14 protein-coding genes are annotated in these 14,035 nt (G+C 61.5%); 4 read left to right on the forward strand and 10 right to left on the reverse strand.

What is annotated here, in order from left to right; genetic code table 11:
• Positions 1-24 precede the first annotated feature (24 nt).
• From purF to radA, 3 genes are all read right to left on the reverse strand, one after another.
• Positions 25-1,515, reverse strand: coding sequence for an amidophosphoribosyltransferase (gene purF / locus BS630_RS02460; RefSeq protein WP_077976140.1), 1,491 nt, complete (start codon positions 1,513-1,515; stop codon positions 25-27).
• A gap of 148 nt (positions 1,516-1,663) precedes the next feature.
• Positions 1,664-2,290 carry a CvpA family protein gene (locus BS630_RS02465; protein ID WP_003547015.1) on the reverse strand — a complete coding sequence of 209 codons (627 nt, stop codon included), beginning with the start codon at positions 2,288-2,290 and terminating at the stop codon, positions 1,664-1,666.
• Between the two features lie 89 nt (positions 2,291-2,379).
• Complete coding sequence (gene radA, locus BS630_RS02470) at positions 2,380-3,780, reverse strand: DNA repair protein RadA (protein WP_077976141.1); 1,401 nt, start codon at positions 3,778-3,780, stop codon at positions 2,380-2,382.
• Between the two features lie 162 nt (positions 3,781-3,942).
• On the opposite strand from radA, the gene BS630_RS02475 reads away from it, so the two are divergent.
• Entirely contained in the window at positions 3,943-4,578 is a 636-nt protein-coding gene (locus tag BS630_RS02475) for a LysE family translocator (RefSeq protein WP_077976286.1), read from the forward strand.
• 12 nt (positions 4,579-4,590) lie between these two features.
• Here the strand turns inward: BS630_RS02475 and alr are convergent, their stop codons facing one another.
• The 7 genes from alr to BS630_RS02510 all read right to left on the reverse strand — a co-directional run bounded on the left by alr (position 4,591) and on the right by BS630_RS02510 (position 11,556).
• The gene (gene alr / locus BS630_RS02480; protein ID WP_170268430.1) at positions 4,591-5,760 is read right to left on the reverse strand and encodes an alanine racemase; all 1,170 of its coding nucleotides are present in this window, start codon (positions 5,758-5,760) and stop codon (positions 4,591-4,593) included.
• A gap of 89 nt (positions 5,761-5,849) precedes the next feature.
• Entirely contained in the window at positions 5,850-7,346 is a 1,497-nt protein-coding gene (locus BS630_RS02485; protein WP_077976288.1) for a replicative DNA helicase, read from the reverse strand.
• A 373-nt stretch (positions 7,347-7,719) separates the two neighbouring features.
• Positions 7,720-8,298: a 50S ribosomal protein L9 gene (gene rplI, locus BS630_RS02490; RefSeq protein WP_011651241.1), complete on the reverse strand. Its 579-nt coding sequence runs from the start codon at positions 8,296-8,298 to the stop codon at positions 7,720-7,722.
• Between the two features lie 22 nt (positions 8,299-8,320).
• Positions 8,321-9,307 carry a DUF2232 domain-containing protein gene (locus BS630_RS02495; RefSeq protein ID WP_077976142.1) on the reverse strand — a complete coding sequence of 329 codons (987 nt, stop codon included), beginning with the start codon at positions 9,305-9,307 and terminating at the stop codon, positions 8,321-8,323.
• A 159-nt stretch (positions 9,308-9,466) separates the two neighbouring features.
• A complete protein-coding gene (gene rpsR, locus BS630_RS02500) occupies positions 9,467-9,715 on the reverse strand; it encodes a 30S ribosomal protein S18 (protein ID WP_003547038.1) in 249 nt (82 codons plus the stop codon).
• A gap of 14 nt (positions 9,716-9,729) precedes the next feature.
• Positions 9,730-10,197, reverse strand: a complete 468-nt coding sequence (gene rpsF / locus BS630_RS02505) for a 30S ribosomal protein S6 (protein ID WP_003547040.1) — start codon at positions 10,195-10,197, stop codon at positions 9,730-9,732.
• 315 nt (positions 10,198-10,512) lie between these two features.
• Positions 10,513-11,556, reverse strand: coding sequence for an aldo/keto reductase (locus BS630_RS02510; protein ID WP_077976143.1), 1,044 nt, complete (start codon positions 11,554-11,556; stop codon positions 10,513-10,515).
• A gap of 200 nt (positions 11,557-11,756) precedes the next feature.
• On the opposite strand from BS630_RS02510, the gene fabD reads away from it, so the two are divergent.
• From fabD to BS630_RS02530, 3 genes are all read left to right on the forward strand, one after another.
• Complete coding sequence (fabD, locus tag BS630_RS02520) at positions 11,757-12,701, forward strand: ACP S-malonyltransferase (protein ID WP_077976144.1); 945 nt, start codon at positions 11,757-11,759, stop codon at positions 12,699-12,701.
• 51 nt (positions 12,702-12,752) lie between these two features.
• Positions 12,753-13,490, forward strand: a complete 738-nt coding sequence (fabG, locus tag BS630_RS02525) for a 3-oxoacyl-[acyl-carrier-protein] reductase (protein WP_077976145.1) — start codon at positions 12,753-12,755, stop codon at positions 13,488-13,490.
• Positions 13,491-13,776: 286 nt separating this feature from the next.
• Positions 13,777-14,013, forward strand: a complete 237-nt coding sequence (locus BS630_RS02530) for an acyl carrier protein (RefSeq protein WP_003547058.1) — start codon at positions 13,777-13,779, stop codon at positions 14,011-14,013.
• Positions 14,014-14,035: the final 22 nt, after the last annotated feature.

Here is a 14,035-nt window from a genome sequence, read left to right on the forward strand (position 1 = left end):
CAATGAAAAAGCCGGCGCGCCGTGTCAGCCGTTGCTGGCAAGCATGGAGATTTTGTTGCCCATGGACTCGCCGTTCTTGTCGAGCAGGCGGGTCGGATAGTCGCCGGTAAAATAGTGGTCGGTGAACTGCGGCCGGGCGGGGTTGCGATCCTCGCCGCCAACGGCACGGTAAAGTCCGTTGATCGACAGGAAGGCGAGCGAGTCCGCGCCGATATATTTGGCCATGGCTTCGACATCGGCATACTGGTTTGCCAGCAACTTTTCGGCATCGGGCGTGTCGATGCCGTAGAAATCCGGGAAGAAGATCATCGGGCTTGCGACGCGGACATGGACTTCGCGCGCCCCGGCTTCACGGATCATCTGGACGATCTTGAGAGACGTCGTGCCACGCACGATGGAATCATCGACCAGCACCACGCGCTTGCCTTCGATCATCGCCCGGTTGGCCGAATGCTTCAGCTTCACACCGAAGGCGCGGATCTGCTGCGTCGGCTCGATGAAGGTGCGCCCGACATAATGGTTACGGATGATGCCGTACTCGAAGGGAATGCCGCTCTGCTGCGCATAGCCGAGCGCCGCCGGCGTGCCGCCATCCGGCACCGGCACGATCACGTCGCCATCGACAGGCGATTCCTTCGCAAGGTTCATGCCCATGCTCTTGCGCGTCGTATAGACGTTGCGGCCACCGACGACCGAGTCCGGGCGAGCAAAATAGACATATTCGAACAGGCAGAGGCGTTCCGGCTGCGGCTTGCTGGGCTTGCGCGCATCGATGCTGATCGAACCGTCGGGCTGGATTTCACAGATGATAACCTCGCCGTTCTCAACGTCACGGATGAACTTGGCGCCGATGATGTCGAGCGCGCAGGTCTCCGAGCAGAAGATCGGCTTGCCGTCGAATTCTCCCATGACGAGTGGGCGGATGCCGGTCGGGTCGCGCGCGGCAATCAGTTTGGTGCGCGTCATGGCGAGCATCGAATAGCCGCCTTCCATCTGGCGAATGGCGTCGATGAAGCGGTCGGACGTGGAAGCGTGGCGGGAACGGGCGATGAGGTGAAGGACGACTTCGGTATCGGAGGTCGACTGACAAATGGCGCCGGTCGCGATGATCTGGCGGCGAAGCGTCAGGCCGTTGGTGAAATTGCCGTTATGGGCAATGGCAATGCCGCCTTCTTCCAGTTCGGCAAAGAGCGGCTGCACGTTGCGCATGGCCACTTCGCCGGTTGTCGAGTAGCGGGTATGACCGATCGTAATGCTGCCGGGCAGGCGGGCCAGCGTCATCGGATTGGTATAGTGGTCGCCGACGAGGCCCATGTGGCGCTCTTGATAAAAGCGCTTGCCGTCGAAGGAGACGATGCCGGCCGCTTCCTGTCCGCGATGTTGAAGCGCATGCAGGCCGAGAGCCGTGAGCGCGGCGGCATCGGGATGTCCCAGAATTCCGAAAACCCCGCATTCTTCATGCAGCGTATCTCCGTCGAGTGGATCGTCGTTCGGGAAGGAATGGGACTGGTTCATTTCTGCGGGCCTCTGCTCTCACAAGAATGGATCGGCATTTCCAGAAATAGCTGAGCCCGGCGGAGCTGGAATGCTCGGCCGGACCCTCATTTCAGATCCCGCTCAAATGGCGATTGCCGGAAGGCGGGTCAAGCTCTTGAACACTGTGTCAATTCGCCGGCTGCTGCGCGCCGTCTGCAGGCGCGGTCGGTGCGTCTTCCGCCGGAGCCTGGTCGCCCGTCGGCGGCGTAGTACCTTCGGCGCCCTGTGCCGGCGGCTGCAGCTTATCACGGATGCTTTCCGGTATCATCTGGGCAAATTGCTCCGGCAGAACCGATTTCAGCTTCACGACCATCGAATCCAGGAAGGGCTTCGACTTCGCTTCGTTGACCCAGGCCGGACGGTGGTCGACATCGACGAGCCAGTTCCAGAAGGCGACGGCGACGACCAGGAGCAGCACGCCGCGCGCTGCCCCGAACAGGAAGCCGAGCGTGCGGTCGAGCGCGCCGACACGGCTGTCGATGATGAAATCGGCGATCTTCATTGTGATGAAGGAGATGACGATGAGCGCGATCAGGAAGACGACCGCTGCCGAACCGACGATCGCGATGCGGTCGTCATCGGTGTATTTTTTCGCGTAGGGCAGCAGGTACGGATAGAGATAGTAGGCAGCCGCGGCCGAACCGCCCCAGCTCGCGATCGAAAGAATCTCGCGCGAAAAGCCGCGGACCATCGCCAGCACGGCGGAGAAGAGCACGACGCCGATGACAATACCGTCGAAAATCGTAATGGGCATGTAAATTCAACTCCAGGACTGCCGCTTGGCGGCCGTGTCGTGCCTTATCGTGTGCTCCTATATCATCACCACTCTTGGCAATGAAAGGATCAAACGTCGTCTTCCACACGCAGCGCTCCGTTCGATCCGGCGATGCGCACGACCAGATCCGGCAGGCTTGCGACTTCGCTCCAGCGCCCGCCGGAGCCTTTCGGCAGTTCGGCGGAGGCGGATGGAAGCAGTGCTGCCGAAAAACCCAGCTTCTCGGCTTCCTTGAGGCGCTGGGCGGTGTGCGCAACCGGTCGGATGGCGCCCGACAGGCTGACTTCGCCGAAATAGACGCAATCGGCAGGAAGGGCAATACCGGCAAGCGAGGAAACGAGTGCCGAGGCGACGGCAAGATCGGCCGCCGGTTCGGAGATGCGGTAACCGCCGGCAACGTTGAGATAGACGTCGTGCTGGCCGAGCCTGACGCCGCAATGGGCCTCAAGAACTGCGAGGATCATCGACAGCCGCGCCGAATCCCAGCCGACCACGGCGCGCCGCGGCGTGCCGAGCGAGGTCGGTGCCACCAGCGCCTGTACCTCGACGAGAATGGGACGGGTGCCCTCCATACCGGCGAAGACGGCAGCGCCCGGCGATTTCTCGTTGCGTTCGCCGAGGAAGAGTTCCGAGGGATTGGCGACTTCGCGCAAGCCTCTGTCGGACATTTCGAAGACGCCGATCTCGTCGGTCGGGCCGAAGCGGTTCTTGACTGTGCGCAGGATGCGGTAGTGATGGCCGCGGTCGCCTTCGAAATAGAGCACGGCATCGACCATGTGTTCGACGACGCGCGGCCCGGCAATCTGCCCGTCCTTGGTCACATGGCCGACGAGCACCATGGCGGCCCCTGTCTGCTTGGCGAAACGGATCATTGCCTGCACCCCAGTGCGCACCTGCGTCACCGTTCCCGGCGCCGATTCGGCAAGTTCGCTCCACAGCGTCTGGATGGAATCGATGATGACGAGGTCCGGCCGCTTGCCCTCGGCGAGTGTCGCCAGAATATCCTCGACATTGGTTTCGGCTGCCAGCATCACATCGGTATCGGCCGCCGCAAGGCGCTGTGCCCGCAGCCGGACCTGCGCCACGGCTTCTTCGCCGGAGACGTAGATGATCTTGTGGCCGCGCCGCGCAAGGGCGGCGGCGGCCTGCATCAGCAGCGTCGATTTGCCGATGCCGGGATCGCCGCCGATTAGCACCGCCGAACCGCGCACGAAACCGCCGCCGAGCGCCCTGTCGAGCTCCGACATCGCGGTATGGATGCGTGGCGCTTCCTCGATCTCGCCGGAGAGCGCCGTCAGCGCCACCGGTCGGCCCTTCTTCGGCGTCTTGCCGGGACCGGAGCCGATCCCGCCCATCGGGTCTTCCTCGACGATGGTGTTCCATTCGCCGCAGTTCTCGCATTTGCCGGCCCAGCGGTTATGAACCGTGCCGCAACTCTGGCAGATGAATTGTGTCCTGGCCTTCGCCATCGATTACTCTTTCAGTCCGGGTTCCCGAGCGAAGCGACGCGCCGCTTCACCGAATCATTGTCGTGCTTGAGATAATGGCTATCGCGACGGATCAAAACTAATGATTTCCCCATCAGCGCACCCCTGCCTATGCTTTGCTTCTGCTTATTTGGAATGATGATGATGTTCGATTATTCGTTTGCGCACTGGCTTGCATTTCTGTCGGCGGCGGTTTTGCTGAACCTCTCGCCTGGACCCGATATCGCCTTCATCCTCGGTCACACGATGAGAAGCGGAAAACGTGCCGGTTTTTCCGCGCTGTTCGGCGTCTGGTCCGGCGCTTGCCTGCACGTGCTGATGGCTGCACTCGGTCTCTCGGCCATGCTTGCCGCTTCCGCAGTCGCCTTCTCCACGGTCAAATGGATCGGCGCCGCCTATCTCGTCTGGCTCGGCATTCAGGCTTTGCGCTCCGGTGGCGGCGATGGCCTGATAAAGGCTGCTGGTGAAAAATTGCCGGTTGCAAGAATCTATCGGCAGGGAATTCTGGTGTCGCTGCTCAATCCGAAAGTGGCGATATTCTTCCTCGCCTTCCTGCCGCAATTCGTCGTCGAAGGGGCAGGGCCGGCATGGGCGCAGCTCATGCTGCATGGCGGGCTGATCATCGTCGTCGCCGCCTTCATCGAACCGCCGCTCGTCCTTCTTGGCGGGCGCCTTGCCGATGCGGTCAGGCATAATCAAAAAGTCGGCCTCTGGCTCGATCGCGGCCTCGGTGCGCTTTTCGTGGCGCTCGGTGTCCGTCTCGCCCTCAGCAGCCGTTGAACAGGACGGCCGTTATTCCTCGGCCACGTAGCGCCGCTCGTGGCGGAAGCCCATGCTGGTCAGAATCTCGTATCCGATCGTGCCGGATGTCCGCGCCACATCGTCGACCGGCAGGTTCTTTCCGAACAGCTCGACATAATCCCCAGCGCGCACGGCGTTGTCAGGCAGGTCGGTGATATCGAAGATCGTCAGGTCCATGGTGATCCGGCCGGCAACCGGTACCTTGTGTCCGGCGATGAAGCCTTGCCCGCCTTGCGGCACCACCTGGCGCAGCGGCACACCGCCGCTCGACTGGCTGCGCATGTAGCCGTCGGCATAGCCGGCCGAGGCGATCGCCAGCCGGCTTTCGCGGCGAAGCTGCAGCGCCCGCCCATAGCTGACGGTCTCGCCGGCTTCAACGCTGCGCACCTGGATGATGCGCGCTTCCGCAGTTGCCACCGGCCGCATCGGGTTCACCATGCCGCTGACCGCTTCGCCGCCATAGAGCGCGATGCCGGGGCGGGTCAGGTCGAAGTGATAATCCTCACCGAGAAAGATGCCGGCCGAGGCGGCAAGGCTTGAATCGATGCCTTCATAAGCAGCGCTAACTCTGTGGAATGATTCGAGCTGCTGCCGGTTCATCGCATGGGTGGGATCGTCGGCGCAGGCGAGGTGGCTCATGACAAGCACGGGCGCGAAGCTCGCCGGCCGTGAGACGTCGTCGGCGAGCGCGATCGCATCGTCGATATGCAGTCCGAGCCGATTGAAGCCGGTATCGACATGCAGCGCGCAGGGGTAGTCGCCGTAATCGGCGAGCACCGCCATCCAGAAGGCGAGCTGTTCGTCGGAGGAAATCACCGGCACCAGATCGTTCTCGAAGAAACGCCGTTCGGTGCCGGGCCATATGCCTGAGAGCACGAAGATGCGCGCCTCGGGCGCATAGAGGCGAAGTGTTACGCCCTCGTCGACGGTCGCGACGAAGAAGTCACGCGCGCCGGCCATATACAGCGCTTCGCCGGCATCCTCGATGCCCATGCCGTAAGCATCCGCTTTGACGACTGCCGAGGCGCGCGCCGCACTGGAGCGGCGCGCCATGTCGCGCCAGTTCTCCGTCAGGGCGGTGAGGTCGACGGTCAGCCGCAGCCCTGCCGAGGCAAAATTGTCGTCTTCGGGGGCGTCGAAAAATTCGCTCATGATCCACATCGAAAAGAGGCCGGAGAAGGATTCTCCGGCCAGTTTAAAGATCAACTATGTCAAGGGAAAGCCCGGCGCTGCATGCAGCATCCGCGCGATCAGTGCTCTTCATATTGGGTGAAGGAGGGATCGGCGAGATCTGCAAAGCGCGTGAATTCCGCCTGGAAGGCGAGCTTCACCGTGCCCGTAGGCCCGTGGCGTTGCTTGGCAATGATGACGTCGGCCGTGCCCTTCACCTTGTCGAACAGCGCTTCCCATTCCGGATATTTCGGATCGTGGAGGTCGCGCGGCTCCGAATTCTTGACATAATATTCCTCGCGGAACACGAAGAGCACGACGTCGGCGTCCTGCTCGATCGAGCCGGATTCGCGAAGGTCGGACAGCTGCGGCCGCTTGTCGTCGCGGCTTTCGACCTGACGCGAGAGCTGCGACAGCGCGATGATCGGAACGTTGAGCTCCTTGCCGAGCGCCTTCAGGCCGGTGGTGATCTGGGTGATTTCCTGCACGCGGTTGTCGCTGGATTTGCCCGAGCCGGTCATCAGCTGAATGTAGTCGACCACAAGCACGTCGAGGCCGCGCTGGCGCTTCAGACGGCGCGCGCGGGCCGAAAGCTGGGCGATCGAGATGCCGCCGGTCTGGTCGATAAAGAGCGGCACCTTCTGCATCATCATCGAGCAGGCGACGAGCTTTTCGAAATCGGCATCGTTGATGTCGCCGCGGCGGATCTTCGAGGAGGAGACTTCGGTCTGCTCAGAGATGATACGGGTGGCAAGCTGTTCGGACGACATTTCGAGCGAGTAGAAACCGACGACGCCGCCGTTCTTCGCCTTCATGCTGCCGTCCGACTGGACTTCGCCTTCATAGGCGGCGGCGATGTTGTAGGCGATATTTGTAGCAAGCGAGGTCTTGCCCATGCCGGGGCGTCCGGCAAGCACGATCAAGTCCGACCGCTGCAAACCGCCCATCTTGGAATCCAGCGAATGGATGCCGGTGGAAATGCCGGAAAGCCCGCCGTCGCGTTCCTTGGCGACGGCCGCCATGTCGATCGCCAGCGCGACCGCATCGTTGAAGGCCTGGAAGCCGCCGTCGTAGCGGCCGTTTTCCGCCAGTTCGAAGAGGCGGCGTTCGGTATCCTCGATCTGCGACTGCGGCGGCATGTCGAGCGGCGCGTCATAGGCGATGTTGACGACGTCCTCGCCGATGGTGATCAGCGCTCGGCGCAGCGCCAGGTCGTAGATCGCCCGGCCGTAATCCTCGGCATTGATGACGGTAACGGCATTGCTGACGAGGCTCGCCAGATATTGCGAAACCGTCATGTCGCCGACCTTCTCGTCGGCCTTCAGGAAGGTCTTGATCGTCACCGGATTGGCGATCTTGCCCATGCGGATGATATCGCCGGCAACCTCGAAGATCTTCCGGTGCAGCGGTTCATAAAGATGGATCGGCTTCAGGAAGTCCGACACCCGGTAATAGGCGTCGTTGTTCATCAGGATCGCACCCAGAAGCGCCTGCTCGGCTTCGATGTTGTTGGGTGCTTCGCGATAATGCTGCTCCGACGGAGCAACGGCTGCAATCTTTCGAGCGGCGTCGTTCATCATCATCCGTTCTGTCTTTTTCCAGCTCCGGATTTGCAATTCCGGACGCGAAAATCAAGAGGCTACGAAAGGAGCGGGGGCTCGCTTCGCCCAAATCCTGAACACTGTGCACGTTGTTCGACTTCTCCACAGTCTTGGGCGACGCAAAGGAGAAATACTGGCAGTGTCACCCGCACGACACGGTATGGCGCCGACTCAGCCCATCCGCTTCGGAGAATGTCATTTTAGCGCGATGCGATAAGGCACGCAGCAAAAACATCCGGAAGATCCCCTTAAAAGAAGCGAGCCGATCAGCGGCTCATATCGAAGGGGTGGAAACGAAAAAGCCCGGCGCGGTGGCCGGGCTTCCCTCTCGCGGATCGCTCCGACGAAATTATGCTTCGTCTTCGTCGACGCCATCGGCTTCCGGATCGAAGAAGTCTTCCGGACGCAGCGCGTCTTCGTCGACGCCGTAGATCGCGTCGACCGAGGTGAGTTCTTCGCCCTTGGACTGGCGCTCTGCCTCTTCGGCAGAACGGGCAACGTTCAGCTCGACGTGAATTTCGACTTCGGCATGCAGCTGCAGCTCGACCTTGTGCAGGCCGATCGACTTGATCGGCGTGTTGAGGTGAACCTGGTTGCGGCCGATGTTGAAGCCTTCGGCGCCGAGAATATCGACGACGTCACGGGCAGCAACCGAACCGTAGAGCTGGCCGGTTTCGCCGGCGGAGCGTACGACGATGAAGGACTTGCCGTCGAGAACGTCGGCGACCGTCTGGGCTTCCGACTTGCGCTCCAGGTTGCGGGCTTCGAGCGTTGCGCGCTCCGCTTCGAAGCGGGTCTTGTTGGCGGCGTTGGCGCGCAGCGCCTTGCCGAGCGGCAGCAGGTAGTTGCGGGCAAAGCCGTCGCGAACCTTTACGGTTTCGCCCATCTGGCCGAGCTTGGAGATGCGTTCGAGAAGGATGACTTGCATTTTCTTTTTCCTTTCTTGTGTCTCAGATTTTCGTATCGGATTGTTTGGGGGTATCAGCATCTTTCGTCGGGGTCAGCGCGATCGCCTTGCGCGTATCGCTGAGACCGAGAACGAGGATGAGGAGAGCTGGCAGCAGCATGAGCATCGAGGCCAGATAGCAGAGGATGAGGGCCGGTATGCGCCAGTCCTTGCCGCGCGTGCGGAAATGCAGCGAGGCGAAACCGGAAAGCATGAAGCCGGCGCCGAAGGCGCCGATCACGGTCGCGCCGACCAGTGCCGGGACGCCGCCGAAAAAGCAGGCGGCAAGCCCGGCCAGGAAGATGAAGATCGAGTTGCGGTTCATCCGCAGCGACGAGGGAATGTCCTCACGCGGGCGAAGGCCCTTGCCGGAGGCTGCAACGATGCGCACAGCGAAATAATAGGCGGCAAACAGCATGCTGACCCACATGCCGCCCTGCAAAGCCGGCAGCATCAGCAGGATCAGCGACTTGGTCTGCGCGGTCGCTGCCGGATCGGGCATGAATTCCGGCTGCTGCTGCTTGAGCGAGGTGATCAGCAGGTCGACGATCGGATCGGTGATCTCAGGCCCGTAGCCGATGATCACACCGATGACGATGACGGCGAGCGTCACCAGACCGCAAAGATGCAGCAGGATATCGGAGAGCGGATACCAGGCAAGCAGATGGTCGGGGCCGCCGAGTTCGGAGGCGGGACGCGCCAGATTGGCGAGATGGCTCAGCCAACCGGCCGGCAGCAGCGTCACCATCGTCATGATCAGCGCGAAGGAAGGCGAGATCAAGATCGCGCCGAGTGCTGCGGCGCTGACGACGGCCGAGATCGCGGCGGTATTGCCCCAGCCGAGCCCGACGATCAGGATCGGCAAAGCCGAAGCCGTGTAGAGAAGCGCGCTGAAAAACGACGGCTGCATGCTCGCGCCCAGCACCAGCAGGGCGGCGGTCAATCCGGCGAGTGCGCCGATCAGCAGCGTTTTAATGTTCGGTCGTTTCAAGGTCGCTGTCCTGCTTCATCAAGCAGTTAGAGGATGTTGCTGAATCAAATTCAGAAACGTCTCAACATGGGTTTTAAGAGTTCCGATCCGCGCCCATCGCGGAAGGGAAAAGGGAAGGCACGAATGCCTTCCCTCAAGGGTGTGTGCGTCGGCCGATGATCAGGCGACGACGTAGGGCAGCAGGCCGAGGAAACGGGCGCGCTTGATCGCCTGGGCGAGTTCGCGCTGCTTCTTCTGGGAAACGGCCGTGATGCGGGACGGAACGATCTTGCCGCGCTCGGAAATGTAGCGCTGCAGCAGGCGTACGTCCTTGTAGTCGATCCGCGGCGCGTTGGCGCCGGAGAACGGGCAGGTCTTGCGGCGGCGATGGAACGGGCGGCGGACCGGAGCGGAGGAAGTTTCAGACATATCTCAGATCTCCCTTATACACGGTCTTCGCGCGGACGGCGCGGACGGTCGTCGCGGTCGCCGAAGCCACCTTCACGCGGCGGACGCGGGCCACGGTCACGATCGCCGAATCCGCCTTCACGCGGGCCACGGCCGCCTTCGCGCGGACGGTCGTCACGGTCGCGCTTCTGCATCATGGCAGACGGACCTTCTTCATGCTTCTCGACGGCGATCGTCATGTAGCGAAGAACGTCTTCGCTGATGCGCATCTGACGTTCCATTTCCTGGACGGCAGCAGCCGGCGCATCGATGTCCATCAGGGCGTAGTGCGCCTTGCGGTTCTTCTTGATGCGGTAGGTGAGGGACTTGAGGCCCCAGTTCTCGATACGCCCGACTTTACCGCCATTCGCTTCGATCACACCCTTGTACTGTTCTACGAGGGCATCGACCTGCTGAGCGGAAATATCCTGCCGGGCAAGGAATACATGTTCATAAAGAGCCATGACAGCTTTGCCTTTCTTGCGTTTGGTTCAACCCGATATTCGGCGGCTAAGCCTCAACGACTGCTCCTGATTGGGCGGACCCAGGCAAGAAAGCGTTTCCGAGACGGTCGAGAGCGGAGACACGGGAGGCTGGAACGCTTCCGTTCCGAACGATTTCCGCGAGGAAACCGGCCCTCCGTTCAGCCACCAGCCAGAAGACCGGGTTAACGAACACGGCGGCTTATACGGATTTTTCGGGCAAAGGCAAGCGCAATCGGATACCCGAACCCGACGCCGGCCAATGGTCGGCATCGGGCAGGCGCCAAACAAACATGATCAAAGCGTCAGCGGATACTGCCGGTGCACCTTGGCGATTTCCGCCAGGACCTCGTTCGAAAGCGTAATGTCTGCCGCGCCGATATCGATTTTCAACTGCTCCATCGACGTCGCGCCGATGATGACCGAGGCCATGAACGGACGTGACAGGCAAAAGGCGAGCGCCATCGCTGCCGGGTCGAGTCCATATGTTGCGGCGATCTCCAGATAGGCTCTGGTCGCCGGCTCCTGCAGCGGCTGCAGCCGCCCGCCGATATCGGGGTTGATCGAACCGCGGGAACCTTTCGGCCTGCCGCCGTCGATATATTTGCCGGACAGGATACCGCCGGCGAGCGGCGAATAGGCGAGCAGTCCGACATCCTCATGATGCGAGAGTTCGGCGAGATCGAGATCGAAATGGCGGTAGAGCAGGTTGTATTCGTTCTGGACGCTGGCGACCCGCGGCAGGCCCTTCTGTTCGGAGAGCGTCAGGTATTTGTGTATGCCCCAGGTGGTTTCGTTGGAAAGGCCGATCGCGCGGATCTTGCCCTCCTTCACCAGAGCGCCGAGCGTTTCCAGGATGTCGAGCATATTGGCGACCGCCTTGTCGCGATCCTGGGTGAACGGATTGTAGCTCCAGTTCTGGCGGAAATGGAAATGCCCGCGGTTCGGCCAGTGGATCTGGTAGAGGTCGACGTAATCCGTCTTCAGCCGCATCAGGCTGGCCTCGAGCGCCAGGCGGATATTCTTTGCATCGGCACCTTCGCCGCCGCGCAGATAATCGCGGCCGCGGCCGGCGACCTTGGTGGCGAGCACGATATCGCCGCGCTTGCCGGTCTTCTCGAACCAGCTGCCGATATAGTCTTCGGTCCAGCCCTGTGTCGCCGCTGAAACCGGGGTGGTTGGATAAAGCTCGGCCGTATCGAAGAAATTGACGCCCTTTTCGACGGCGTAATCCATCTGCGCATGCGCATCGGCTTCGCTGTTCTGCGAGCCCCAGGTCATGGTGCCAAGGCAAATCTCTGAAACGGAAATATCGGTGCGGCCTAGTGAATTGTACTTCATGGAAAAACCTTGGGAGAGAGGTGAAAGCCTTGGGAGGTCCGGGCAAATCTAGGCTGGATTTGGCGGAGCGCAAGAGCAAAAGCCGGGCTTTTGCGCGCGCGCGAAAGGCTTTGCGGAGAATGAGCCGCTACTTGACTCTGCCGGAAAGAATGTCAATTGGAGGCAAAACAGCCTCAAGGGGCGCAATCAGGGACATGAAAATGACCATTGCTTTCACTTTTCCCGGTCAGGGCAGCCAGGCCGTCGGCATGGGCAAGGATCTCGCCGAGAATTTCGCGGAAGCCCGCGCCGTTTTCGAAGAGGTCGATGAGGCACTCGGTGAAAAGCTTTCGGACGTCATGTTCAACGGTCCCGAGGATACGCTGACCTTGACGGCGAACGCCCAGCCGGCGCTGATGGCCGTCTCGATCGCCGTTGTCCGCGTTCTCGAAGCCAAGGGGCTGGATCTGAAGTCCAAGGTCGCCTACGTCGCCGGCCACTCGCTCGGCGAATATTCGGCACTTTGCGCCGCCGGCAGCTTTTCGCTCGCCGACACCGCTCGGCTGTTGCGTATCCGCGGCAATGCCATGCAGGCCGCCGTCCCCGTCGGCGTCGGCGCCATGGCCGCGATCATCGGCCTCGAACATGCCGACGTCGTTGCCGTCTGTGAGGCAGCGGCCGCTATCGGCGCTTGCCAGATCGCCAACGACAATGGCGGCGGCCAGATCGTCATCTCGGGCGAGAAGGCAGCCGTCGAAAAGGCGGCCGCCCTTGCGACCGACAAGGGCGCCAAGCGCGCCATCCTGCTGCCGGTCTCTGCTCCGTTCCATTCGACGCTGATGGCGCCCGCCGCCGACGCCATGCGCGAAGCGCTGGCAAAAGTCGCGAAGTCCGACCCCGTCGTGCCCGTCATCGCCAATGTCCGTGCCGCCCCGGTGACCGGCGCCGACGAGATTGCCAGCCTGCTGGTCGAGCAGGTGACCGGCCAGGTCCGCTGGCGCGAGACGGTGGAATGGTTTGCCGGAAATGGCGTGACGACGCTTTATGAACTCGGTTCCGGCAAGGTGCTGACCGGCCTTGCCCGCCGCATCGACAAGACGATCACCGGCATCTCCGTCAACGGTCCGGCGGATATCGACGCGGCCGTCGCCGCCCTCATGGCCTGATTGGTATTTCCGGACACCGGATTTGGTGTCCCTGATATAAGGAACGTTTCCATGCTCGATCTTTCCGGCCGCAAGGCTCTCGTCACAGGCGCTTCGGGCGGTATCGGCGAGGAAATCGCCCGCCTTCTTCATAAGCAGGGCGCCATCGTCGGCCTGCATGGCACCCGCGTCGAGAAGCTGGAAGCGCTGGCGGCCGATCTCGGCGAGCGCGTCAAGATCTTCCCGGCGAACCTCTCCGACCGCGATGAGGTCAAGGCGCTCGGCCAGAAAGCAGAGGCCGACCTTGAAGGCGTCGACATCCTCGTCAACAATGCCGGCATCACCCGCGACGGGCTGTTCGTGCGCATGAGCGACGAGGACTGGGACAGCGTCCTCGAAGTGAACCTGACGGCGACCTTCCGCCTGACGCGCGAATTGACGCATCCGATGATGCGCCGCCGCTATGGCCGCATCATCAACATCACCTCCATCGTCGGCGTCACCGGCAATCCGGGCCAGGCCAATTACTGCGCCTCCAAGGCCGGTATGATCGGCTTCACCAAGTCCCTGGCGCAGGAAATTGCCACCCGCAACGTGACGGTCAACTGCGTGGCGCCCGGTTTCATCGAAAGCGCCATGACCGGCAAGCTCAATGACAAGCAGAAGGAAGCGATCATGGGAGCGATCCCGATGAAGCGCATGGGAACGGGTGGCGAGGTCGCTTCGGCGGTCGCTTACCTTGCGTCCTCCGAGGCTGCCTATATGACGGGCCAGACGCTGCACGTAAACGGCGGCATGGCGATGATCTGAAACGACAAACTGTTGGCATGGGAATAATTCCGCCAATAGCATGTTGAGCAATCACGAACCGTTGATTTTCTGGCTTTGCGGCAGACATAAAGCATGTTAAGCGGGCCATGACTGTGAACAGTCGTCCCGAGAAAGCAGACGGACCGGCGGGCTTTTTGCAAGCCTGGGACATCTCTGAAGCCGGGTAAACGAGTTTGCCGAGGGTGTCTGAAAACATCGCAGGCTGAAACAGGGTAGGGGTGCCGCGATGGCATTCCGATCAGGACATAAGGTCGAGGAAACCGACATGAGCGATATCGCAGAACGCGTAAAGAAAATTGTTATTGATCATCTTGGCGTCGACGCCGACAAGGTCGTCGAGAGCGCCAGCTTTATCGACGATCTGGGCGCTGACTCGCTCGACACGGTCGAACTTGTCATGGCTTTCGAAGAAGAATTCGGCGTTGAAATTCCTGACGACGCCGCCGACTCGATCCTGACGGTTGGCGATGCAGTGAAGTTTATTGAGAAGGCCCAGGCCTGATCCTGTGAATTTGAGAAAGGGC

Source organism: Rhizobium laguerreae (assembly GCF_002008165.1).
Taxonomy (GTDB): domain Bacteria; phylum Pseudomonadota; class Alphaproteobacteria; order Rhizobiales; family Rhizobiaceae; genus Rhizobium; species Rhizobium laguerreae.